Raw genomic sequence first — 23,974 nt, 5'->3', positions numbered from 1 at the left:
TTTTTCATCAATTAAACAACTGTTGCTGCAATTGCGCTATATAATTGTCAAAAGTAAACTTTTCCGCTAACTCTAAAACGTTTGTTGCCATTTCTTTTAAACGGCTTTCTTCGGTTTGTATTGCTTTTTGCAACACGGATGTGTAAGGAATATTTCCATTGATGTCCCACAGGAACCCGTTTTGACCGGTAATATAATGACTGATGCTCCCTACGCCGGAAACTACCGGGATAGCGCCATAACACGCTCCTTCGGCAATGGCTTTAGGAAAACCTTCAGAATTGGACGGCAACAATAAAAAATGGGACCGTGACAACAGCTCGTGTACTTTTTCCTTATCCAAAAAACCATGGAAAACAACTTTATCCCCCAAAAAAGCAGCGGCAGCCTGGTAGCTTGCTTTAGAAGGACCGTCACCTATAAGATGCACTTTTTCAATACTTTCCAACGGAATACCTTGTAGCGCTTCAATGATCCTGTCGGTTCCTTTGGCATTTTCCAGACGCCCTACAAAAGAAAACACGAACGGCGGGCTGAAGTTTTTCGAGCCGGCAATTATTTTCCCTTTTTTGATGTCTTCATTGGACAAACAAGGGTTTTCAAAAGAAAGGCAATGTTTGGGCTGGTTTTCCCAAAATCCGTTAATGGTTACTTTGGTATGTTTGGCTTTGGACAGGACATTTTTCTGGATCCTGTAAAAAAAGGGCAATGATCCTGCATCCCAGCTTCCTGCAAATTTATGCCACCATATCTTATTGCGGACCAAAAATGAAATCAAAACAGCAATAAAAGCAGGATGAGACGGCGCCCGCGTATGGACAACATCGGCCTTTAGTATATTTTTGAAGATGATAAAAAACATAACCGGGTAACGCAAAAGTATTTTCAGGGAAGAAAACAACGTTTTCCCTCCGATTTCTTGTAAGGCAATAACCGTAACTTTTGTCGAGGTTATCGCTTTCATAGACAAATCATCTTTTTTATCCGGCCTGTTAAACCCGATCCAGGTAATCTCATCGAACAAATGCTCAAAACTTTCCAGTTCGTTTACCACAGGCCCGAAAGCATAATAGATTCCATCCTTTTTAAGAATGGCTGTATCCGATACGATTGTTAATTTTTTATACACTGGTAAATAGCTATAAGTTTGTTGAAATACTGTGCTGCCCCGAAATATTTTTCAAATACTTGCTGCATTTTTTCCGTATCGGCATCTTGCGACAAAAGCTTTGTAACCCTTTCGGCCCATTGCCCGCAATCAAAATTATCTATAAAATATTCCGGAAAATAGGGTTTGAGCATTTTTGCGACTTCTCCTGTTTCATAAGAAAGAAAAGGCATTCCTTGCGCCAGGTATTCAATCAGCACAAGCGGGCCGGTTTCATACAGGGAAGTATGCAATCCGAGTTTTGCTTCGCCCAAAACAGGCTGGACATTGTCGCAATCTGTTGCAAATGCCACTTTCGCGGTACTTGCCTCGTGCAAAACGGCATTGTATTTTTCGTCCTGTACTTTCCCTACCAAAAGCAATGACAAATCCAGTTTTTCCGCTACCTGAACGGCCAACAATTGGTTTTTGTTTTCTTTGATGTTGGATACCAGCAACAGGTCATAGGGTTTCAGTATTCCTGTTTTTTTTATTATTTCCTGTTTGATGATGATGTTTTCCAGCAGAAATGTACGGTCTTTCCTGATTTTCATCTCATGGATGCCCCATTGGATAAGGAGGTCGCTTACACCGATATAATAGTCGGGCTTAAGGATCGAAGTAAAAAAAAGCGGCACTTTGTTATTGATGGCGATAATCCCGTGGTGGTTCTGAAAGATAATCCTGGTGTTTTTTAGTGAAAAAAGACGACTTATCAACCTAACATACCGGTAAACATGGGTGGAATGGCAGTGGACGATATCAAATTGCTTAAGGATCGTACTGCATTTGTACATCGATTTCAAGCTCCATTTGCCATTTCTGTGCAGTTCATAAAACGGAATCCCGGCATGCATATTTTTCTTTAAAATGCCTCCTTCCAACAGAAACAAAGCCGTAACATCCTGATGGTTTTCATGTAAGATATTGCACATATCCACAAAAACCTTTTCAGCTCCGCCTACATCCAGCGTATCTATTACCTGAAGAATTTTCATACCTGTTACTATCGTTTTACAATTGACTTATTTTAGGCCCTTCTTTTAATTTTGCCGATGCCAACTGCCATGATTTGAATACCTGAAAGCACACTAAAGGCAACAGGAAAGGCACCAAAAGGAACGACATCATTTTCAAAAGCCTGTTCCCTTTAAATTTATAGGGTACCAATGACGGCAGGATCGAATGTACTATAAACAAGCGGGAAAGGCGGCTGCCGAAATATTTCCTTGACAGGTATAACACGCTCGGAACAGGTCTTGGCCCGAATAATTTCTTAGGGCGCCAACCATCCCAGCTTCCCATTTGGCGCAAACCTCCTTCGCTTACTTTTAAATGGATCCGTTGCGCTTTATAATTTGAAATATTTTTATATCCGGCCAGGTACGCCCTCATTCCGTATTCGCCATCACCCATTCTTTGTTTCTCAAATTGCCTGTCAAAAAGCCCAATTTCCTTAAAAATACTTTTTTTAAGCAATACATTCCCCGTATCGAGCTGATCGCTCCAGCGGAAGTAGCGGTAATGTTTCGGTACTTCGGCCCCAACAGTACTGATGGAAACGCCGGAAGACAAATCGGCATTAAAATAATCAAGGACTTTAAGATGTTCTGCAATCCAATCCTCATTGACCAGGGAATCATCATCATACAGTAGGATATAGTCGCCTTTCGCAGATTGAATAGCCTCATTCCTGGCACGCCAAAGGGCTTTTTCTTCCTGGAACCAATAGTTCAGGTCCAGTTTCCATCCCTGATAGAAATCCTCACGGAAAGCATCGGTCTGGTCTACGATAATTACTTCAAAATTTTTATACGTCTGGTTTTCCAAATCGCGAAGCACATCTTTGAGGTACTGATAGCGGTTTAAAGTCGGGATCACTACGGAAACCAACGGCTTTGATGCTATAAGCGGGCTTTGAAAAGCAGCATAATCAGGATAGGCCACCGCATTTTGGGAATAATCGACTCTTTTTACGTTGCGTGTTACAAGGAAACCATGCCATTCGGCAAATGGATTGTGAAAGGTAATAAGACGCAGCAATAACACATAATACACCCAAGCCCAATGAAAATTTTTCCGAAGGAAAACATACTCATCATGCACCGGCAATGTCGTTTTTTGCCAGATATCTTCTCCCGGCCGGTTTATTTTACTGATGAAACCCTGCTGAAAAGCCGTCCATGCCAAATCCCGGATCTGCGCTTCATCGGTTTGATACTGAAGATCTTTAGGTATTGTAAAACCTTCCTCTTCCAATTGTTTTCCGGTAAGGAAATACCCAAAATCAACAGATGGCTTTACGTTAAAATACCAGATGGGCTTTAAATATTGTAAAAAATTAAATATCATTATTCCTTATTAAACATATCAACATTCTATTATTTTTAAAATCTTCTCCTTCATATGAGAAAAACCTCCTCCAACTTAAAACAAACCTTCACCAACTTAAAACAAAGATTCACCAATTTAAAACAAACCTTCTCCAACTTAAAACAAAGATTCACCAATTTAAAACAAACCTTCTCCAACTTAAAACAAACCTTCTCCAACTTAAAACAAAGATTCACCTACTTAAAACAAACCTTCTTTTACTTAAAACAAACCTTCTCCAATTTAAAACAAACCTTCTCCAACTTAAAACAAACCTTCTCCAACTTAAAACAAACCTTCTCCAACTTGAAACAAAGTCCCTCCTATTTAGAATAAACCTTCTCTAACTTAAAACAAACCTTCCGTCAAGGAAAAATTTATACCTTACAAATCATTTTTTTCCTGTATCATGCCCAACATTCCTTTGGCAGAAAGTGTTTCTTTCCAGAGCTTCCGGTTTTCCAACTGAAGTTCCACAAATGCTTCATCGCTTATTCTTGTATGGAAATCACTTACGATTTGCGCTATCTTTTCCCTGTCCTTCCACTCTATCCAAACCACATGTTTTTTCCAATCTATGGTTTCTTCAAACGGCAGCAGGCAATCCGTATTGACAAAAATAGGGATTTTGCCCATCATGAGCGTTTCATAAAACCGTACTGAAAAATTTCCGGCGCCACGCACGCACAAGACATAATCGGATTGCGCGATATTGGAGTAATATTCGAGCGTTGTCCGGTCACGGTCGGCTTCTGTTTGCGCACCGGCCCGGTAATTGTCCCGGTAGATGAAATTAGTCTTGATGTGTAGCGGATCTTCGCAAAAAGACAGCAGTTTGGCCCTTTCATAAGCCGAAGCAAACAAAGGTTCCCAGTCACGGCGGAAAGGATCCTGAAAAAAACGGCGGCCATTTTCTTTAAGGCATTTGGCTATTTCTTTGAGTCTTTTAACCGTTGAGAATGTGGCGTGTCCGCAAAATCCGATGGCCGGCAATTGTTTTTTGCCCACAGGTGTAATGGATTCCTGTTGGAAAATCCTTTGGAAATGATCTGACAATCCTACAGGAAAACCTTTGTTGAGACCACTCAATTGTGACTTGAAACCACTCATACGAAGGTATGTTATTTGCGGGAATTCCGGGAAAGCCATTCCAAAATCCCCTCCGATATACGCGTAAGCTTTTTTTTGCCACTGCACGCAATCGTTATTCAGGGCTTCGAGTTCTTTTATTTTTCCTTCTTTGGCATAATAATTAACCGAAAAAGGAAGCAGGACAAAATCGGCATCGGCCATAACCTCAACCCTTTTGATTTCCGGCCCGAATGTTCCTTCTCCCCATGCATTATCCGCAAAAAACGGGCGCGCAAGAATGCATAATTCACGCTTATCGGCAACAGGATAGGTTGTATGTGGGATAAAAATTTTCAATGGAATAGGTTCGGTTAAAATTTCCTGCCCCTGATGGTCACCAGGTCTGCTTTTTTCAATCGGTTGGTGACAAATTCTTCGTCCCTGATAAAAATGGTGTTGAACTGGGCTTTATTGTAACTCTGCAGTTTTACCAGTTGCCTGTTCGCGACGTCGTAAGCATAGGGCTTAAATCCGAAGCTCAGGACTTTGGTATATATTTCGTCATCGGAAACGCCGTACTTTTCACCGGATTGGTTTATTTCCAGGATCAGGACTTTGAGCCTCTCGTCGTTTAAGATGGCCTGACCTCCTTCCAGGGCTTGTTTTTCGTGGCCTTCCACATCAATTTTCATGGCCAGGGGCACTTGTTCCGTGAGTATGGAATCCAGGCTCAAAACGGGTACCTGGACCGCATTTCTATATCTTTCGCTTACAATCCTGTCCATTGTCCCTTTATCGGTTGAAAAATATAATGCCCCATCAAAATTAGAAACGCCTATATTGAAAGGGCTGATCAGTTCCTCCAAATGATTCAGTTGAATCTGTTTGAGCAATTGCCGGTATGTTTTGGGCACGGGTTCAATGGTGATAGACCGGCAACCTTTAGTACCCGAAAGCAATAATGAGTAATGGCCCAAATTAGCGCCGACATCCAAAAATGTGTCCTGTTTTTGAAGCAAATGCAGCAAAAAAAGGGATTCTTCAAACTCGTATACCCCAAAATAGATGTTTCCCACAATGCCTGCATCACCTTTTCTGGCAATGAATTTGAGGTTGCCTATCCAATTGTGGATGGTTTCTTTAAAAATCCTGTTTTTGATATTGAATTCTATATATTTATACAACCCTTTCCATTCCTCCCCTTTTGTGACGGGGTGCGATTGAAATTGCGTGTACCTGCTTTTAATTTTCTTAATGACCTTCATAAAATCTGGCAAATTGTTTTAATTGTACCTGGATTGAAAACTCTTTTCTGATCCTATCGGCTGCATTTCCGGCAATCTCTTTTTGTGCTTCGGCTGTTAGCGAAAGAACCTTCGCAATCTTGTTGGCCAAAGATACAGGATTTCTTTTGGCAACCACATATCCTGTACTGCCATCTACTATATTTTCAACCAAACCTTCCGCATCGCTGACAATACAAAGTTTTCCCATGGCCTGTGCTTCCAACACGGCATTGCAAAAACCTTCCTGGATGCTATACTGCAGGTATAAAGAGCTTTCTTCCAATTTCCGGCGCACCTCATCCGGGGTTATTTTCCCGGTAAAAATTACGTTCTCGCCAATTCCCAATTGATGGGCCGCAAACAGCAAACGCTCTTTTTCAGGGCCATCGCCCACAATGGTATACCGGAACGAAAATCCTTTTTGCTTTAGCAGCGCCAGGGCTTCCAATGTATATTCCAATCCTTTGATCCAATGCAAACGGGCCACAGTGGTGATGGTAATTTGCTTTTGTATAGGCTGGGCTTTGTTGGCGGAAAATTTTGACACATCTATGGCCGGTGTGATTTTGACGATATTTGCAGTTGGAATGCCTTGCGCAATCAGGCCTTTTTTCATCCCTTCGGAAAGCACATGGTAGGTAACTGTTTTGGAAAAAAGCCTGGCATAACACCCCGGGTTTTTTACCGGATACACATAATAATCGAAGCCCCTGAAACTCACTGCCATCTTTGCGCGGATTGCCCCGGGGATATTTTCCTTTTCGAGCGCCATAGTCCCGAAACCAAAATGGAGCCAGTCCAGTTGTGCAGAAAGCAAATGGCTATTGGCTGCGATTCGTTTTAATATGGTAAGTGCGGCGATGCCTCCTTTCCGTTCCAAACGATAAAATCGGAGAACAGCCGGGACATGTCCTAAAACCAGCAAAAGTTGCCCTAATGCCTTTACCGTTCCCGATATTGATTTTCCGTATTTTGGGGAAGTTTTTATTTTTGCCCCTTCGAAAGAAGACTGTCCGGTTTTAGCGTGCACAAAAAGGATCACTTCATGTCCATGAGCCTGCAGGCCTTTTATCTTATTTACGAAAAAGGTTTCGGAATATGCCGGTATTGCGGGTAAAACTAAGCCTATTCTCATGGTGATACTTCTAAAACAGTTTGGTATAAAGCTTCCATATCTGCCATCATTTTAGCCTGGGAATGTTGGTTTTCGACAGTTTTCCTGGCTGCCACGGCTATCTTTTGGTATTCATGTAATGATAGTCCCGAAACTTTCAATAAGGCTTCGGCTATGGCCAAAGGATTCCGGACAGGCACTAAAAACCCGTTTTCGCCATCTGTAATTACTTCGCTCATTCCACCGCAATCTGTCGAGACAACCAATGTCCCCAATGCCATCGCCTCCAACACCACATTGGCGATGCCTTCTTCAACGCTGGAAAGCAATACAACATCTGCGCTTCGGATAGTTGGCAAAACTGAATCGAAAGCGATCTGCCCTACAAAATGGACTTTATTTTCAAGGCCTGACTGGGCGCGCTGGACAAGCAGTTCTTCTGTCGCTTCAATACCGATAACCGTATATTCAAAAAGAGAGGATTGCTGTTGCAGAAGGGCAAAGGCATCAAGGGCATAATGATATCCTTTTACCCAATGCGAGCGCCCTATGGAAATAACTTTTAGCGGTGTATTTATTTTGTCTTTGGCTACAAACGGCAGTTTTTGGAAATCCATTCCGCTGTAAACCGTTTTTATCTTGGCCGGATCCGCTCCGTATTGTTCCGCGAGATGGCCAATGGCGTTGGATACGGCATGGAAAGCATCTATTTTAGGAAAAGCATGCCTATACAAACGAGCCCAATGGGAATCCCCGATGGGGCTGATGGTAACATGTGTCCCCCGCAAACTCAACACCAGTTTTATCCCGAATTCCTGCACCCATTCCCAATCGCCGGTACTTTTGGCCCATTGCAGGTGGAAAATATCCGGGTGATGGTATAATACAGGGTAATATTTGGCCTTGTGGGCGATGGTATTCTTTTTTTGCCGGGCCAAGAGCTGGTCCAGTTTCTTTTTATTTTTGCTTTTGGATACCGTCAGTAAAACCGAATAGGATACAAAATGCCACAACTTTTCTAAGGTATTGCGATAACCGATTGTGGTTACCCGGCCTGCATAATCTTTTTTCCGCTTTAGCTGTCCGAAAAGGCATACCTCGTAACCAGAGGCTGCCAGGCCTTCAATCAAACGCTCCACAAAGGTCGTTGAAGGGATTTCTCCGGAATATATGGCGATTTTTCCTGAAGCCATTATGAATTTTGTTTGGTAGACAACGAAAGTGTAAGCAGCATACTCACCGAATGAGAATAGTATACAGGATTCTCTTTAGCAAACTTATGATAAAAACCGGAAACTACCTCAGGATCAATCCATTTTGAAAAATCAGGATTGTCAAAAAGCCAATGTTCGAGTTTTTTCTCATTGGCCGGGCCCACAAACTGCAATTCCCAATTGCGCTGTATTAACGTTTGGGGAGCAGCGCTACGTTTGATTTTATCGATGATTTTATATGGTAAGTTCCAAGGGCGCTTGTCCCATTGGTAATGGTATAAATTGAAAGGCCTGTGCTCCTGCCAGGTTATTTTAGCCAAAGACGGCATCCTCATTTTCAGGTATTCAATCTGGATTTGGCGGCCTGCCAGGTATTTTTCAGGGACAGAACAGATAAATTCGCACATCCTGTTATCGTAATACGGCAATGCAATAGGCTTTTGGCTTTCAAAAACAGAAAGATTGGTACTGGTCCATCGGGGAGCCCAATACAAACTTTTGAAGGCCCGTATTTGCGCATTGGCGCTAGTGGGGATGTTAATTCCTTTAAGCAGATCTTCTATTCTGTGCGTTAGGTAACTGCTGAAATCACCTTCCAATTTCCAGGATTTCCATAAGGATTCAGCTAATTCCATTCCGCCTTTTTTGATGATTTTTTTAGAAAGTACCTTTACCTGCTCTTCAAAAGGCAAATCATCGGGAACACCCATATCATCAAATAAGACATCGCCCCAATGCCCCAGGCTGAAAATATCGCCCATAGCGGCATAATGGTCCAGAAAAGCCATTTGGCGTGGATGTGTAAACTCCGAATAACAGCCGTTAAGGCTTGCCAATTCCTCAATGGTATCCCATAGATAGCCCTGTGGCACCCTCCACTCTAGGAACGGGAAACCGCATGCCTGCGAAATTTTCCTGCTGTAATAGGTTTCGTCATGGCCTCCTTCGAAAGCATAACTATAGGATTGCACTTCATTGCCCAGGTAATGTAATGCAGCAGCCTGTGTCCGGCTGTCCAATCCTCCGGATAAAGGCAGGATTACTTTTTTATCCCCTACTTGTTCTTTGATAATGCTTTCAAACAAAACGGCAAATTCCTGCACGATTTGCTCCAGCGGCCGTTCAATGGGATTGTAATGCCATTTGAAATACGGAGCGCCAGTGACAATCGCATTGCCTTCAATAGTATACTCATGGGCAGGCCTTACCACTTTTTGCTCTTTATAATAGGTATCATCATCCAAAAAAAATCCGGTAGCGGCAAAAACACAAATGGCTTTGCGGTCGAATGTTTTTTTTTCGCCTGTAAAAACAGGTTGGTGCGGAATGATTGGTGTTTTACAGTTTTTCATTTCTTTTTAAAAAAGCATCACGCCAGTTTAAGAATTTTACTTCAACCAAATAATACGAAGCAACGGAACACAATAAGATCCCGATACATTTAAAAACCAATGGAAAATCCCATGAATAAAGCCATATCTGTTGCCACAAATAAATAGAATAACTCCATAAACCTATGGTAGTCATTATTTTATGGTTTAACAATCCGGATAATAGTGATTCTTTTGACGAATGTACGAGTACCATAATGATGATCCCAACACAGATATTTATAGTGGTGAGCCCAACCAGGTTATACAGATAACGAGGTTTTAACCCAAACATTGCAACCACATCCGGACTGTTTAACAGCATCATTAAAAGTACGATTAAAACTAAAAACCCAACCTTGTTTTTGAAAAAAGGAAACCACTTATGGTTTTTCAAATCATTTCCTTTTATGGCCAGTATACCTCCAACAGCCAAAGCATCGGCTACCGTTTCGAAGGAGCGGTGGTTTGAGCCTTTAAGGATATCTGGTATACAATCAAAATACAGGTAGGAAACCCTGATTAAGGGTACAATGAGAATAATACCAATCAATATAAGCAGCAATTTCCCTTTGCCCAGGATTTTTTTATTCACGAAAATAAAAAGCAATGCAATGAGAATATAAAACTGTTCTTCCACAGCCAAAGACCAGGTATGTCCGACAAACCATTGCGGAAAAGCCCAATCGGACCTGGGCTGGTAATTGACCAGGAAAAAAGGAGCTCTCCAAAATTGGGACCATTTAAATAAGCCTAAAAAACTCAAGACCAAAAAGAGGACACCCAGATAGGTATAGTATGCCGGGAATATCCTGAAGATTCTTTTAAAATAAAACATTTTTACACTGAACCTGTTTTTTTCGATATCCCTAAGCAGGATTTGGATAATCAGGTACGACGAAATGACAAAAAAAATCGTAACTCCCAAATATCCGACATTTAGCAAGGAAGGCCTGAAGGCATGGTCATAAATGACAAGGAGTATGGAGATGGCCCGAAGACCGTCCAGAGAAGGTATCCTTTTGGTAATTTCTTTGTTCATTAAGCAATGGTATTGTAAAGTTCCTGATGCGCTTTTATAAAAGTATCAAAGGAAAAGTGTGTTATGCAGTAATTCCTTAGCTGTTCGCGGATTTCCTCACGTTCCTTTTCCGGCATGGCGTAAGAATCCTTGATCTTTTGGCACAATTCTTCCGTATTGGAAGCCTCAAACAACAATTCGGGGAAATCTTTCAGTACAAAATTGATACCTGAAATGTCGGAGCCTAAAACCGGTATTCCCATAGTCATGGCTTCTACCAGCGCCATTGGCATTCCTTCTTTTCTTCCCGAATTTAATGTTGGGATGACATAGAGGTCTGCCTGGGCCAAAAACGGCCTTACATCCGTATGTTTTCCTAAGAAAGCTATTTGGTTTTCCAATTGGTAATCCCTGACCATTTTTTTCAATTCGTCTGCATATCCGTCACGGTCATCGCCTAAGACTTCCAGGCAAACCGAAGGATTGTTTAACTGATGAATCGCTTTTATCAATACTTCGATTCCTTTAACAGGGACCAGGTTGGCCACGGTAATAATTTTGAAAACAGCGGTTTTTTCTTTTTTTGGAAACAGGCCAGGATCATAATATTGTGTATCCAAACCCAGCGGAATAAGTTTTTGTTCCTTCTTGTTTGGAAAATAACCCCTCATTTCCTCATTGATGGTAATGATGAAATTACTCAGGTAACTCTTTATCTTCCAATGGATATTGCCCCAGGTCATGGCCTTTTTGGTGTAGATAAATTTGGCTCCGCCTAAACGTGCTGCCAGGGCTTCAGTCCAATCGCTGCTCCAATGCCAGGAATGTACAATATCGAACTTGTTTTTCCTGATAAAATCCTTAAATGGACGTATCCGGAAAACCAGGTTGTAATACGGGCGGAAAGGTTTTGTGATTTCGATAATGTGTATTGGCAATCCTAATTTTTCCACTTCAGCAAAGAAAGCTCCCTTTGTGCTGTTGCAGGCAATTTCGACTTCAAATCCTTCCTTATCCAATCCTTTGGCCAGGTCATACAAAACCTTACCGCTTCCGGCAGTATCAAAGTTGGGTATGGTATACAGTACCTTAATTTTTTTCGCGTTTCTTTTCATTCAAACCATGCTTATTATTGACACTTTCGATGTGTATTTTATCATTTAAAAACCCTTGTTATCCTCTTTAACAAATAATGCAGCCATCTTTTGTCTGTAGGGTTTTGGATAAAAAACCTGAGGAAATAAAACGGGAACTGATAGGCCTTAAAGCTTGAAAGTTCCATCAGATATTGCGTTGTCATAGCAAATTTATAGTCTTTTCTGCCGATCAGATTAGGAAATTCATAGTAAAACGACCGGATAAGTTCCCTTGAAGCGGCATACTGTTTTAGTTTATTGGATGTTACGGAATTCCTGTCATCCCTCCTGTCGAGCAAAACCAGCGATTGATGTATTCCGTGAATATCCGAAACCAGGCAAAACCGCAATATATAAGACCAATCGATGCTAATGCTCGGATAATGTTTTGAGAAATACAGCCCATGATTGACATGAACGGCTTTTCTGAACATCATGGCGCTATTGACAACTTTTATCTGTTTTTTATAATTCAACAAAAACATTTCTTCTTTTTTCGGGTATTGCTTCCCACTGACCAACATGCCGGGGAACCGCATCCCGATTTTAGTACCGTCCCAAAAATCTGAAATCCCTGAAACCAATCCTATCTGAGGCATCGTATCCAAAACCCCGACTTGCAAAGCCAGCCTGTCCGGATAATAGAAGTCGTCCTGTTCTGCCACCGCAATATAGTCACCTTGTGCCGAAGCTACCAATCGGTTCATTGTAGGCCCTAACCCAAGGTTGCTGTCATTGATCAGAACAGTAGTTTTCCTGAATTTATCTTTGAAACTGTTTACGATTTCCAGCGAATTATCTTTGGATCCATCAATACAGGCAACCAACTCAAAATCCTGAAACGATTGATCCAGCAAACTTTCAAGGGTTTTGGCCAATGTCTTTTCGCCGTTGTAAATAGGCAGGATTACAGATACTTTTAAATTCATATAGCGTAATGGCTGTTTTGTAATTAACTCTTCAAATCATCATAAAAAGCGGAAATCTCTCCAGCTACTTTTTCCCATTCGAAAGACAGGGATTCCATTCTTGCCTTTTGGCCCATTTCGATTTGGCCTTCCTTATTTCTTAACAACGTTAGGGTGGCATCTACTAAAGCCTTATTATCGTTAGCAGGCACTAATACTCCTGAATTATTTTTCACATAACCCTTATTGCCCTCGAGGTCCGTCGATACGATTGGCAAACCGCACGCCATGGCTTCCAGGATGGAATTGCAGGCCGTTACGTTTTTTAAAGGTAAAAATAAAAGGGCCGCCTCCTGGTATAAACTTCTCAAGCTTTCATCATCCAATCCCGAAAATACGGTAACAGCATCGTTGGCCACAATCTTATGGGCAAAATCACGCCGCAGCACTGCGTTGATTTTTATTCCCGGAATTTGTTCTTTCAATCGTGGAATCGCATAATTCAAGGCTTCAAAATCCCTGAGATGCTGTCCTACGAAGAGGATTGTGTTTTCCTTTTTTGGGCTTTGGCCCGGAGTAAAGAAAGTCGTATCCACACCATGGGGAATAAAAGCAACCTTATCCGAATTGAGCCAGTTTTTCAAAAAATCCACCTGATTGATCCCAACGGCAATGGCGCCGTCAAGTTTTTTCAGGTATTGTGTATTTTGTATGGTTTCCGATAAAATTTCCGGTGGTTTATGAAAAGTGGCGCAGACCTTGGTTCTGGAAAACAAAGACTTTACAATCAATGCATACCGAATATCCCGCTCGCCATTAAGGAAATGGACCATCCTGTCCCGGTTTTTAGAAAACGACAATTTACGGATCAATTCCCAATCTTTAATGACGCTGGTCGAATCGTACATCCCGGATTTCTGGTCGGCTCTTTTGGAAACAAACTTTGTGATCTTATATGGCAGGCTGTTTTTCCCGGAAGGAATGGTTGCCGCATCCATATAATCAATCAATCTCCCATAGCCGGAATTACTGGCATGGTGTGAGGAGCGATGGTGTATGATAATTTTTTCCATTACTCTTTCGAATTAAGCATAAAAGTAAGGATTCTTTGCACATTTTCCTTCGGATGCACATGCGTATCGAAATATTTTTTGGCATTTCGGGACAGTTTTTCACAAAGGGCATTATTTTCCAGGGCTTCTTCAATCAAAGGGATTATCTGGCTTTCCTGGTCAAAAAACAACACTTCTTTTCCATGTTCCAGCGGAACAGGCAATTCTGCTGTTAACTTTTCGGCTACAATTATCTTGCCCTGCGAAAGGTATTCAGGCATCTTCCAAGCCGGCGAATCCAGCAATCCACGGGTATAAATGACTATTTTGGCGTTTTTTACCAAATTCAGGTACGAAACAGGGTCGGTTGGCAAATTGGTAAGTGCCTCTTTATATTTTTCAGCAGCCATTGGCGAAGAGATGATGCCTCCCTTGAATTTTTCCTGGAATTTTTCCTTCAACGCTAAAATAATACGATAACGCTGCCCGTGTATCTGCCGCACATCTTCCTGTTCTTCCGACTGGAAACAACGGGTTTGGAACAAAATCGAATTTTCGGTGTAAGGGGTTATTTTTTCAAATTGCCCGATCAAACGGCTTGTCCGGGTAAACTTCCAGTGGCTCATCTGTTTGCGGTAGGAAAACCAAACCCTTTTCAAAAAGTTCCTGTCCGGTTTGGCATCAATCCTGAGATTGGCCAGCAATAATCCCAACAAAAACGTATAACTTTGTTTTTGGTATTTTGAATGGGTTCCGAAAACCAAACCCAACGGATGGATCTTTTGCCTTGCTTCTTCAGGCAGTTTTTCGATTTTTTTGGCTTCGAAATTTCGCTTGAACACATAATCGCAATGTTCTAGGGCATAGGCCGAAAAAGAATCTGAAGCATCGTACAAATCTGTGGCAAAGGTTATTTTCTTTCCTGATTTTACATCGGTCAACTCATAAAAAGAAGTTTTCGGATGCGGTTGGTTGGTGTGGTTCAGCCCAGATTCGGTAACCCGAATGGTTCCCAGGCGTTTGGCCAATGAAAGAACGACTTCAGTCTTTAAAAAAGATTCCCGTTCCAGCTCAAACAAACCTGTCTGGATATACGAAGAATGGTTTAATTCCTGAGGGGTATATATTTTTACAAGGATATGGCTCATTTTGGGCTCAACGCTGAATTTACGGATGCAAACAAAACCCGGGTGGTTTCTTCAATACTGTATTTTTCCAAAACCTTCTCCCTGGCTTTGGATTGCATTTCCCTAAGCAATCCTTCATTCTTAAACAATTGCAGGACAGCAGTAGGATAGTCTTCCGGGGAAGCGAGCAAACCATCTCTGTTATTGGCAATTACATCTGCAGGACCGCCCGGGCAATCAATCCCGGCAACCGGTGTACCACAGGCCATGCTTTCAATCATTACCATCCCGAAAGTTTCCTTATCACTGGGCAGGGTAAACAAATCGGCCTCCTGGAAATACCTCGGCAAATCCGCATGTTCTTTATGCCCAAGGAAATGGACGTTTTTGGAAAGATCGTATTTTTGTACCAACTCCTTCAATTCTGTTAGGTAATTCTCCGAGCTGGTAGGCCCAATTATGTTCAGGCTTGCTTTCGGGAAACCGTTTTGCACCAAGGCATGCAGTGCTTTGATGGCCAAGTGTACCCTTTTCCATTCTACGATCCTTCCTACATATAATAATTTGGGAGCATCCGATGCATTTGCAGATTGATTTCCAGGAACAAAAACAGTGCAATCCACACCCAACGGGAAAACCCTAATATCAAGGTTGCGGAACATGTCCATTTCCTCCATGGTTTTTTTCTGCATGTTGGTATGCACTAAAATATGGTCGGCATTTTTGTAATATTCCCTGGACCATGCATTATCGGTATAATGCTGGCCGCCGAGCATCGCAATGTATTTTTTCCCTTTTTGCAAAATAACTTTGGACAACTCGTAGGAAAACGGGCTTGAATGACCGGACATATTAATGATGCTTACATCAGGCGTTTCTTTTTCGTATTGTTTTAAACAGGCATTGGACACTTGTTTTTTCCATTTTTTATGATCGCCGTTAAGCGTAAACCGGACAGGATAGAAATCCCATTTCAAAACAGCGTCCGAAGTGGAATACCGGAACATTTTTGAAGTAAAATATTCCATCACACAACTGTACCCTTTTTGCTGCGCCAAATTCGCCATCGCCTTCACATGCGGCTGGCTATGGTAAGTAGGTACGCTTTTCTCGACAACTCCCGCTGCTTTTGGTGTAAATGGATGTAATAAGGTAACTTTCATGTGTGTTTTAATATTTGGACAGCAATTTTTCGACACATTGCTTCTGTTCTTTTTGAGCAGCCTGCATCAGGCCGGCAATTTTTTGTTGTTCCTGGTTTATAGATGCATAGAGGGCTGAAATTCTTTGCAGGGCTTCTTCCACATCGAGCGCATCAGTTCTTGTCGTGTAACCCTCAAACCCTGTCGTGAGTAGGAAATCACTTGTTTTAGGCTCGTATTCAATGGCATGGAAAGGAGTACCCGTATTCGCCGCAAATATAATCGAATGCAGCCTTTGGCCCAGGAAAATATCCATGGATTCAATAAAAGAAAGCGATTTTTCGATATCAATGTAGTCTTCATAGATGGAAATTCCTTCCAATTCTTTCAAACCAATCCCATTGAGCATATAGTCCAAATCTGATTTTGTGGTAGGATACAAATAAACCGACCAGTTGTCCCGGATTAGGCGTAATACGATTTCTTTGGCAAACGTTTCTACTAGCTTCGGGTTTTCTCCATAAATCCTGTTGCCGATGTAGGCGAAATTAATGCCTATCTTTTTACTTTTCGTTTTTGGCATGACCGATGTCCTGGCGTAATATACGGCCGGATCATGGAAAATATTGATTTCACTGCTCACCTTCCATTTTTCGAGCTGTTTTTTGGATAAAATGCCCCGGACACTTACAAAACTGCAGGCATCCAGAAAAGTTTTCCAGCTTTCCGTATCGATGGAAAGCCCAAAATTCCCGGCAAAGCCTTCATCGGCAACGCCCGGCCCCAAAACAGCCAATTGCGCTTTGGGATATAATTTTATCTGGTCGTTTATGATTTTCAGGTAGCTTTCCTTTTTGCCTTTTTTGATGATTGTTCCACCGCCCAGGATAATCAGGTCCGGCTTTTTCAGGAACCATTTTCGTAGTATATGGCCGGCTTTGGGGGTTTTATAAGGTATTTCATAAAGGACGAATTTCCCGGATATATAGTTCTCCAGGGCAGTAAGGATCGCTTCATCACCAAGGTTCCCCATTCCTGTGCATCCTACGTATACCGCTTTCTTTTTTGAAGAAACCGTATAGCGGAACAACTGCGGGAACATGATAAATTCCTGTTGTATGACTTTTATGTAATGGGTAAGATTCTGTAGCATTTTACAAATGTATGACTTAATTATTTGCTTTTGAATTCCTGGCCGCATGCAGCTTCCTTTTGTACTTGTCGATTTTAATATCTACAAAATAAACAATAAGGGCACAGAAGGCAAAAAGCGCTAGGAAATAACCTGCCAACGCATCGGTTTTCAATTTATATTCCCCATTATGGTAGTGTTCGAAAAAATAAATATAAACAGCACAGATCAGGTAATGGGACAAATACACCGGGTAGCTGAAATAGCCGATGAGAGTATCCAATCGTTTGGTTTTCGCATTGGCTTTTATATGGAACAAAAGCAATACGATGCAGGCCGAAAGGATATAATTGATGTAAATGGATAGTTCGGTATACCATGTTTCGCCCGTATTGGCCAGGTATATTGCATTTAGGTTGAATAGCACCATCAGCAGGATTATAAGACTGATATTCCCTTTTATCCAAGTTTGCCTTTCATTTATCCAAAACAATGCCGCACCTATGGCAAACGGTAAAGAAGAAGCCGGAATCGCACTATAGCGGAAAGTTGGCAAATCATAAAGGAAATACGTTCCTACATAATACAACACGCTGAAAAACAACCAAATAAAAGTCCTTGTCCTGTTTTTTGATATCCCCAGGGAAATAAGGAGGTAAAAAACCAGCTCATTGGTCAGGGCCCAACTGGTAGGGACAACCCTTGGCTTTACCCTATGCGGGACAATATCAAAATAAAGCATCGAAATATTCGAAAACCATCCTTTAACCGACGAAGGGAAAAACATGGCCGGGTTCAGCCCTTGGCCCTGTAACAGTACAATAGCCAACAAACTCAATAGCAATACCAGCCAATAAGTTGGATACAACCTCAGGAACCTATTGGCCCAAAATAATCGTATCCCTGAAAAATCATAGCTATAGGATTTTTGCATCACATGGGTCATTAGAAACCCGGATAAGATGAAAAAGAAAGAAACGGCATAATTCCCCAAAGTAGGAAAACCGAATATATGCAGCAATACCACATAAATGGCCAGTAGGGTTCGTAATACTCCAAACATTATCGGGTCCGTTTTAAATAATAGCTTATCTTGTTTTTGATCTTCCTGATTTTTTTACTGTTCTCTTTCCTCCACAAACGGACATAATAGCCATCGTAAAGGTTTTTGACCTTATTGCCCCATTTTGCAAAACCGGAATGTTTGTGTAAGTGGATGCTCGTATAGGAAATATAAAAACTGTTGGCCGGATGGTCAAAACGCACCTCACAGCTTCTCATGCTTTTTTTCCAGTTGATAAAGTGCAGGTACATGACCTCGTTTAACTGGTTGTTTTGTTTTACTTCGAAAATCTTCCCGTCTTTCCAGAGCCACCTATCCAAACTGTATTCCTGGCGGGAATCGATCCCTTTTTCCTGGTTAAGCAGGATTTCAGGCCAAAAAACCCTGTGTGTTACTGATCCTTCCTGTAAACCTGCCAACAGGTAATGGGTTAGTATTTGTTCGTCAAACCACATAAATTTAGGTTGTTCAAACAAGGATTTATAGTCGGGTATTTCCCGGTACAACTCACGGATTCCAGCCGAATTCCGAAACAAGTTGAAATGCCCGGACACCGCTTCTTTCCGGCTTGAGATAATATCATATTGTGCCAGGACATCATCGGTAATGAATTTCCTGATATCTCCCCAGACAATATCCATATCGCAAAATCCCCAAAAATCATATCCTTGTGTGTATTCCTTGAAAATATCCCCGTATGCCGGTTTCAAATCGCAAAATTTCCTGGGTGTTAATGGAACATCTGCCCAGGTCACCTCATTGACATGCCTGCTCAATTCCTGCAGTGCGGAAGGCACGAAGCGTATGTTTTTCGGATAGTCTTCCGGAATGTCGCAATCCGTTATGATAAGCCAGTCAATGGAGCTGTTTTTGGCCACAGACAACCAATAGGCATCAACCCAAACGGGCCATTTCCCAAAATAAGGCAGTATCAGCAGGATTGATTTCATTCTGAGCTAACTATAGTATTGTTGATAATTATGGCTTTCCAATAATCGATTTAACACTTCTTTTTACAAACGCTATAAAAGTCCTTGTTTCAAAATGTTTAATATAAAAAGGCAGTAACCGTAAGGCATCTTTAGCGGTAAATGCCCCCACTCTCCTGATGGCGTTTTCGTATTCCCTCATGATCCTTATGCATTGCTTTTTGTCAAACAGATGCTGCTTTTCTTTTACCAAAAACCAGAAAAAAGTAACCACTACCCGGCTTTTCTGTTCCCTGTTGTCTGATTTCCCCGAAATATTTATAAAAGAACTCCGCACGGTAACGATGGCTTCATTTATGGTATAGATGGGTTGTCCGTCCGAAAATTCCAACCAGGCACGATCATCGCTGTGCCATGCCAAAGGATAATCGAAAAAACCATGCTTTTGGTAGGTTTCTTTTGTAAAGGCATATTCAGACAACGAACTTGTGGTAAGTCCTGTCAGCCTGCTGTAATAAGAATCCGAAGCTTTTTCCCAAACCGGATGCAGCTGCACCTCGCCAACGGTTTTTGTTTTTTCGAAAATAAGCTGTTTGGCAAAACGCACTACTGATGTTTTCGTGTTGAATACATCAAAATGCGAATAAAATGCACTAACGAGATTGGGCCCGATAAAATCATCATCGCCCAGGATCATAATCCATTGTTCATCGCCGATAAGGCTGATGCACCTTTCCCACTGTTTTACCAGCGAACTACCGCCAATATTTGCCTCAAATCTTTTATAAACGAAATCGAAAGTGCCTTTATAATCCTCTAACAAGGAGGAACAATCCTCCGGACTGGCATCGTCCCCGATATACACCTTAAATCGTTTATCGGTCTGATGGGCCAATGACTTTAGTGTATCTTCAAAAAAAGTACGTTTATAATAAGGGACAATTATAGCTAACATTTTATTTTACCAGCTTTTTTAAGAACATAAACGGGGCAAGTACCAATTTTCCTGTTTTGTATGTGGAACTGTTTAAAAAATGCGCCGCCAATTTGTTTTCTTCCATTTTTGTTACATTGCTTCCGTTGAATATGGAAAGCCCCTGTTGCACAAAATCCTGGTCGGAGGCGATTATTATCAGGTAAGTCCCTTCTTTTTCTTCTTCAGTAATGGCCGAAAAATCGCCGGTAACCACTTCCGATTTTAAGGAAGCCGCATCATCATTGATAATGGAATTCCCGTTTACGAACATTTGGTTCAGCAACTGGGTTTTACTGAAATATTTTGAAATCAAATCCAAGAACTCATTTTTATAAAGTTCCTTGATGTGGAATTTATTCTTAAAATTCCTTTTATCGCTGTAAAAATATTTGTCAGGCGTAGAAATAACCATTATCCCGCCGGGTTTTAGGACTCTTTTGGCCTCCTGCATCATTTCTTCATGCCTGTCGTGATGCTCGATCGTTTCATAACTGATCAATACATCAACCGTGTGGTCTTCTAAAGGAATCGCATCGGTACTGCCTTCGAGGAATTCAATATTCTCCCTTTGGTATTTCTGCTTTGCTGCCGCTATGGATGCTGCATCGATATCTACACCGTACACAAATGCCGCTTTTTGGCTGATCAGGTTTGTCCCGTAGCCTTCGCCACTGGCAATATCCAGGACTGTTTTTCCTTCAACATATTTGGAAATGATGGCGTACCTGTGCAAATGATCTATGGTATCCCTGGTGTATACATAGGTTTCCAATCTTTCTCCCGTCCATTTTTTTTTCATTTTATTCCCAATTTAATTGAGGACGTATTACGCCCGGAAAATGCCCGGAATAATTTCCTCTTACTGTATTTGTACTAACTTCATCAATTACATTGAAGGCCACGATATCCCTTTGCTGGAATTCGACATGGAAAGGATTGTACCTCATGATGGCGAAACTGCAGGTATAACCGCCTTCAGCCAGGAAATTGCCCGGAATGGTAATTGTTTTTTTATGGATTCCTTTTTTCAAGGGTGTTGTCAGTGTTTCCGAATTTTTATCGTGTGAGCTAAAAATATGGATATTGTGACTATTGAATAGGTTAAAGCCGTGCGTAAAGAGCTGGTCTTCCTTTAGGATTTCGTAGGTAAATTCAATTTTGATGTCATCCGAAATGGAATGATTGAGCGAAACTTCCTGGCCCGAAGCAAACACATTGACTTTCAATAATTTCAGAAAATCACAGCCTGGGGCGTTTTCTTTTTGCCATTCCCTGCTGGCCGTCTGGTCTGCATTCCTGAAATATTCATCAATAGCGTCATCAATATCACCTGAAAAAACAACTTTGCCATATTCCAAAACAACTCCTTTGGTACAGAGGCTTTTTACTGCTGCCATATTGTGGCTCACAAAAAGGACGGTCCTTCCTTCTCCCCTGGAAATATCCTGCATTTTCCCGATGGCTTTCTTCTGGAATTCGGCATCACCAACAGCCAGGACTTCATCGACCACCAGGATTTCAGGCTCCAGAAAAGCCGCTACTGCAAATGCCAGGCGGACAGTCATACCGCTGCTATACCGTTTAACCGGTGTATCGATGTAGCGTTCGCAACCTGAAAATTCAATAATTTCGTCTAGTTTGGAAGCGATTTCCTTTTTGGTCATCCCTAAAATTGCTCCATTGAGGTAAATGTTCTCACGTCCGGTCAGTTCCGGGTTGAAACCGGTTCCAACTTCCAGTAAAGACGCTATCCGTCCTCTGGATTTGATGCTTCCGGTTGTAGGCGAGGTCACTTTGGAAAGTATTTTAAGCAACGTGGATTTTCCTGCACCGTTTTTCCCAATAATCCCTAAAACCTCTCCTTTTTCTACTTCAAAAGTAATATCCTGCAATGCCCAGACATAATCGCTGTTGCCTTTGATATTCCTGTTATTGACTTCACCGACTTTCAAATAAGGATCTTCCTTACCCCTGACCTGGTGCCACCATCGGTTCAGGTCATGGGAAAGCGTGCCAGTCCCTACCTGCCCTAAGCGGTATTGCTTGGATATATTCTCAACTTTTAATATAATATCTTTTGTGCTCATGTATTCTTAAACTGCTGGTTCATTCTTCCTGAACCTATTTTTAAACCGTATCTATAAATCGTTTTTCCGTTTTATTAAAAAACAGTAATCCTACGAAGAAAACGGCAATGGTGACTACAACCGTATAGGCCAGCCCTAAAGCGGATACTTCTCCGACTCCCAACAACAGGTAACGGGCCGTCTCAACGATATAAGCCAAAGGATTGTAACGCACCACCCATCCGTAGCCCGGGATTTTTTCCTGGATTAGCGACATTGGGTACACGACCGCCGAAATATACATCAGCAATTGTACCCCAAAAGCGATCAGGTACGTAAAATCACGGTATTTTGTGACCAAAGAAGAAATAAACATTCCCAGGCCCAATCCTAAAACACCCATCAGGACAACCAGCAACGGAAAAAGCAAAACCAAAAACGAAAGGCTTATATCTGCTCCTTTGCAATAAAAATAAATATAGAAAACGATAAAAATGATAAACTGGATACCGAATTTCAGTAAGTTGGAAACAACCACCGAAATAGGCATGATTACCCTCGGAAAATAGACTTTACCAAAAATAGAAGCGTTCTTTTTGAACGTATCGGACGTATCATTGAGGCAGGAAGTGAAATAATTCCAAATGGTAATACTGGCCAGGTTGAATAAAAAAGGAGGTGTTGTCCCGGTATTGATCCCTGCGACCGTATTAAAGATTAGGGTAAACATCACCGAGGTCAGCAAAGGCTGTATCAGGTACCACAATGGGCCTAAAACCGTTTGTTTGTACACTGTTACAACATCTCTTTTTACAAAAAGCATCAGTAAATCCCTGTAACGCCACACTTCTTTGAGATGTAGTGAAAAAAAGTCATTCTTGGGCGTAATTTCGAACAACCACGCATCTTTATCATCATTTTTTGTAACCACGAAATCTAAAATATTTTTTCGGTAAAACTATAACTTTAATTGAAATAGTGAAGCAAAAAATCCAAAAAATAACCCGGCAAATGTTAACTTGAAAATAACATGGCCGAATGTCGGAGATAAACCTTATTTTTGCAATAAACCTATTTTAATCCAAATCAAAGTGCTGTTTTTCAAGAAAAATAAATCCATACTCAGGGACCTGATCCCCGACAACCATATCGATATCCATTCCCATATTTTGCCCGGCATTGACGATGGCGCCCAGACTTTTGAAGACACGCTTTTCCTAATAAACAGCATGAAAAGTTTTGGGTTTTCGAAAGTAATCACAACCCCGCATATCTTCAGCGGTTTTTGGGACAATTCGAAAGACAGCATCCAGACAAACGAAACCAAAACGGTCGCTGACCTGGAAAAACACAATATCAATATCCCCGTTAAGGCTGCCGCCGAATATTTAATGGATGACCATTTTGTTTCCCTATTCCAAAAAGGGGAAATATTGACCCTGAAAGACAAATACGTCCTGGTTGAAATGTCCTATCTAAATGCGCCGATCCAATTGTATGACATTATTTTTGATTTGCAGGTTGCCGGCTACAAGCCTGTCTTGGCCCATCCGGAACGTTACGCTTTTTACCATCAGAATTTTGACGAATACCTCAAACTAAAAAATGCCGGTTGCCTGTTCCAGGTAAATTTACTGTCTACTGTAGGATATTATAACGAAGCTGTGGCGGAAACAGCAAAGAAATTACTAAAAAAAGGACTGATCGACTTTGTAGGTTCAGACATCCACCATAAAAAACATATTGAAGCCTTTAACAAAAAAGTATTACTAAAGGACATAGTGCCGCTTAAGGAGGCCATTCAGAAAAATCAGTTATTTACATAAAAAAAGAGGCAAATGCCTCTT

Annotated in this window: 22 protein-coding genes; 1 reads left to right on the top strand and 21 read right to left on the bottom strand. The window is 41.5% G+C overall.

The window, feature by feature from the left end:
- Window positions 1-7: 7 nt before the first annotated feature.
- From E4635_RS13460 to E4635_RS13360, 21 genes are all read right to left on the bottom strand, one after another.
- A complete protein-coding gene (locus E4635_RS13460) occupies window positions 8-1,129 on the bottom strand; it encodes a glycosyltransferase family 4 protein (protein ID WP_135527215.1) in 1,122 nt (373 codons plus the stop codon).
- Window positions 1,114-2,145, bottom strand: a complete 1,032-nt coding sequence (locus E4635_RS13455) for a glycosyltransferase family 4 protein (protein ID WP_135527214.1) — start codon at window positions 2,143-2,145, stop codon at window positions 1,114-1,116. Before E4635_RS13455 ends, E4635_RS13460 begins: the two co-directional genes overlap by 16 nt.
- A 16-nt stretch (window positions 2,146-2,161) precedes the next feature.
- Entirely contained in the window at window positions 2,162-3,499 is a 1,338-nt protein-coding gene (locus E4635_RS13450; protein WP_135527213.1) for a glycosyltransferase family 2 protein, read from the bottom strand.
- A gap of 405 nt (window positions 3,500-3,904) precedes the next feature.
- Entirely contained in the window at window positions 3,905-4,948 is a 1,044-nt protein-coding gene (locus E4635_RS13445; protein WP_135527212.1) for an exostosin domain-containing protein, read from the bottom strand.
- Between the two features lie 14 nt (window positions 4,949-4,962).
- Entirely contained in the window at window positions 4,963-5,856 is an 894-nt protein-coding gene (locus E4635_RS13440) for an FkbM family methyltransferase (protein WP_135527211.1), read from the bottom strand.
- On the bottom strand, window positions 5,843-7,012 hold the full coding sequence (locus E4635_RS13435; RefSeq protein WP_135527210.1) for a glycosyltransferase family 4 protein: 1,170 nt from the start codon (window positions 7,010-7,012) through the stop codon (window positions 5,843-5,845). Before E4635_RS13435 ends, E4635_RS13440 begins: the two co-directional genes overlap by 14 nt.
- A complete protein-coding gene (locus E4635_RS13430) occupies window positions 7,009-8,184 on the bottom strand; it encodes a glycosyltransferase family 4 protein (RefSeq protein WP_135527209.1) in 1,176 nt (391 codons plus the stop codon). The genes E4635_RS13435 and E4635_RS13430 overlap by 4 nt, the downstream gene beginning before the upstream one ends.
- Window positions 8,184-9,557: an asparagine synthase-related protein gene (locus E4635_RS13425; protein WP_135527208.1), complete on the bottom strand. Its 1,374-nt coding sequence runs from the start codon at window positions 9,555-9,557 to the stop codon at window positions 8,184-8,186. Before E4635_RS13425 ends, E4635_RS13430 begins: the two co-directional genes overlap by 1 nt.
- The gene (locus E4635_RS13420) at window positions 9,544-10,617 is read right to left on the bottom strand and encodes an acyltransferase family protein (protein WP_135527207.1); all 1,074 of its coding nucleotides are present in this window, start codon (window positions 10,615-10,617) and stop codon (window positions 9,544-9,546) included. The genes E4635_RS13425 and E4635_RS13420 overlap by 14 nt, the downstream gene beginning before the upstream one ends.
- Window positions 10,617-11,711, bottom strand: coding sequence for a glycosyltransferase (locus E4635_RS13415; RefSeq protein WP_135527206.1), 1,095 nt, complete (start codon window positions 11,709-11,711; stop codon window positions 10,617-10,619). The genes E4635_RS13420 and E4635_RS13415 overlap by 1 nt, the downstream gene beginning before the upstream one ends.
- A 41-nt stretch (window positions 11,712-11,752) precedes the next feature.
- Window positions 11,753-12,661 carry a glycosyltransferase family 2 protein gene (locus E4635_RS13410; protein WP_135527205.1) on the bottom strand — a complete coding sequence of 303 codons (909 nt, stop codon included), beginning with the start codon at window positions 12,659-12,661 and terminating at the stop codon, window positions 11,753-11,755.
- 23 nt (window positions 12,662-12,684) lie between these two features.
- Complete coding sequence (locus tag E4635_RS13405) at window positions 12,685-13,713, bottom strand: glycosyltransferase family 4 protein (protein WP_135527204.1); 1,029 nt, start codon at window positions 13,711-13,713, stop codon at window positions 12,685-12,687.
- The gene (locus tag E4635_RS13400; protein ID WP_135527203.1) at window positions 13,713-14,840 is read right to left on the bottom strand and encodes a hypothetical protein; all 1,128 of its coding nucleotides are present in this window, start codon (window positions 14,838-14,840) and stop codon (window positions 13,713-13,715) included. Before E4635_RS13400 ends, E4635_RS13405 begins: the two co-directional genes overlap by 1 nt.
- Window positions 14,837-15,982 carry a glycosyltransferase family 4 protein gene (locus tag E4635_RS13395; RefSeq protein WP_135527202.1) on the bottom strand — a complete coding sequence of 382 codons (1,146 nt, stop codon included), beginning with the start codon at window positions 15,980-15,982 and terminating at the stop codon, window positions 14,837-14,839. Before E4635_RS13395 ends, E4635_RS13400 begins: the two co-directional genes overlap by 4 nt.
- 7 nt (window positions 15,983-15,989) lie before the next feature.
- The gene (locus E4635_RS13390) at window positions 15,990-17,114 is read right to left on the bottom strand and encodes a polysaccharide pyruvyl transferase family protein (protein ID WP_169630269.1); all 1,125 of its coding nucleotides are present in this window, start codon (window positions 17,112-17,114) and stop codon (window positions 15,990-15,992) included.
- A gap of 16 nt (window positions 17,115-17,130) precedes the next feature.
- Complete coding sequence (locus E4635_RS13385; protein WP_135527200.1) at window positions 17,131-18,156, bottom strand: acyltransferase family protein; 1,026 nt, start codon at window positions 18,154-18,156, stop codon at window positions 17,131-17,133.
- On the bottom strand, window positions 18,156-19,106 hold the full coding sequence (locus E4635_RS13380; RefSeq protein ID WP_135527199.1) for a DUF6625 family protein: 951 nt from the start codon (window positions 19,104-19,106) through the stop codon (window positions 18,156-18,158). Before E4635_RS13380 ends, E4635_RS13385 begins: the two co-directional genes overlap by 1 nt.
- Before the next feature lie 28 nt (window positions 19,107-19,134).
- Window positions 19,135-20,040: a glycosyltransferase family 2 protein gene (locus tag E4635_RS13375; RefSeq protein ID WP_135527198.1), complete on the bottom strand. Its 906-nt coding sequence runs from the start codon at window positions 20,038-20,040 to the stop codon at window positions 19,135-19,137.
- A 1-nt stretch (window position 20,041) separates the two neighbouring features.
- Window positions 20,042-20,860: a class I SAM-dependent methyltransferase gene (locus E4635_RS13370; protein WP_135527197.1), complete on the bottom strand. Its 819-nt coding sequence runs from the start codon at window positions 20,858-20,860 to the stop codon at window positions 20,042-20,044.
- A 1-nt stretch (window position 20,861) separates the two neighbouring features.
- The gene (locus tag E4635_RS13365; protein ID WP_135527196.1) at window positions 20,862-22,148 is read right to left on the bottom strand and encodes an ABC transporter ATP-binding protein; all 1,287 of its coding nucleotides are present in this window, start codon (window positions 22,146-22,148) and stop codon (window positions 20,862-20,864) included.
- Window positions 22,149-22,188: 40 nt separating this feature from the next.
- Window positions 22,189-23,058: an ABC transporter permease gene (locus E4635_RS13360; protein WP_246020790.1), complete on the bottom strand. Its 870-nt coding sequence runs from the start codon at window positions 23,056-23,058 to the stop codon at window positions 22,189-22,191.
- 160 nt (window positions 23,059-23,218) lie between these two features.
- Here E4635_RS13360 and E4635_RS13355 point away from each other — a divergent pair, with 160 nt between their 5' ends.
- Window positions 23,219-23,953 carry a tyrosine-protein phosphatase gene (locus E4635_RS13355; protein ID WP_135527255.1) on the top strand — a complete coding sequence of 245 codons (735 nt, stop codon included), beginning with the start codon at window positions 23,219-23,221 and terminating at the stop codon, window positions 23,951-23,953.
- Window positions 23,954-23,974: the final 21 nt, after the last annotated feature.

The sequence above is a fragment of the Flavobacterium humi genome (assembly GCF_004745595.1).
GTDB classification, from domain to species: Bacteria; Bacteroidota; Bacteroidia; order Flavobacteriales; family Flavobacteriaceae; genus Flavobacterium; species Flavobacterium humi.
The sequence above is the reverse complement of the archived record's forward strand: the minus strand, read 5'-3'. Positions and strand labels throughout refer to the sequence as shown.

Bases quoted from the DNA above. Each gene is read 5' to 3' on its own strand.
- E4635_RS13370 (WP_135527197.1), bottom strand. From the start codon at position 20,860: ATGAAAAAAAAATGGACGGGAGAAAGATTGGAAACCTATGTATACACC.
- E4635_RS13415 (WP_135527206.1), bottom strand. From the start codon at position 11,711: ATGAAAAGAAACGCGAAAAAAATTAAGGTACTGTATACCATACCCAAC.
- E4635_RS13405 (WP_135527204.1), bottom strand. From the start codon at position 13,713: ATGGAAAAAATTATCATACACCATCGCTCCTCACACCATGCCAGTAAT.
- E4635_RS13380 (WP_135527199.1), bottom strand. From the start codon at position 19,106: ATGAAATCAATCCTGCTGATACTGCCTTATTTTGGGAAATGGCCCGTT.
- E4635_RS13425 (WP_135527208.1), bottom strand. From the start codon at position 9,557: ATGAAAAACTGTAAAACACCAATCATTCCGCACCAACCTGTTTTTACA.
- E4635_RS13385 (WP_135527200.1), bottom strand. From the start codon at position 18,156: ATGTTTGGAGTATTACGAACCCTACTGGCCATTTATGTGGTATTGCTG.
- E4635_RS13390 (WP_169630269.1), bottom strand. From the start codon at position 17,114: ATGCTACAGAATCTTACCCATTACATAAAAGTCATACAACAGGAATTT.
- E4635_RS13365 (WP_135527196.1), bottom strand. From the start codon at position 22,148: ATGAGCACAAAAGATATTATATTAAAAGTTGAGAATATATCCAAGCAA.
- E4635_RS13435 (WP_135527210.1), bottom strand. From the start codon at position 7,012: ATGAGAATAGGCTTAGTTTTACCCGCAATACCGGCATATTCCGAAACC.
- E4635_RS13455 (WP_135527214.1), bottom strand. From the start codon at position 2,145: ATGAAAATTCTTCAGGTAATAGATACGCTGGATGTAGGCGGAGCTGAA.
- E4635_RS13375 (WP_135527198.1), bottom strand. From the start codon at position 20,040: ATGTTAGCTATAATTGTCCCTTATTATAAACGTACTTTTTTTGAAGAT.
- E4635_RS13395 (WP_135527202.1), bottom strand. From the start codon at position 15,982: ATGAAAGTTACCTTATTACATCCATTTACACCAAAAGCAGCGGGAGTT.
- E4635_RS13440 (WP_135527211.1), bottom strand. From the start codon at position 5,856: ATGAAGGTCATTAAGAAAATTAAAAGCAGGTACACGCAATTTCAATCG.
- E4635_RS13430 (WP_135527209.1), bottom strand. From the start codon at position 8,184: ATGGCTTCAGGAAAAATCGCCATATATTCCGGAGAAATCCCTTCAACG.
- E4635_RS13400 (WP_135527203.1), bottom strand. From the start codon at position 14,840: ATGAGCCATATCCTTGTAAAAATATATACCCCTCAGGAATTAAACCAT.
- E4635_RS13420 (WP_135527207.1), bottom strand. From the start codon at position 10,617: ATGAACAAAGAAATTACCAAAAGGATACCTTCTCTGGACGGTCTTCGG.
- E4635_RS13450 (WP_135527213.1), bottom strand. From the start codon at position 3,499: ATGATATTTAATTTTTTACAATATTTAAAGCCCATCTGGTATTTTAAC.
- E4635_RS13410 (WP_135527205.1), bottom strand. From the start codon at position 12,661: ATGAATTTAAAAGTATCTGTAATCCTGCCTATTTACAACGGCGAAAAG.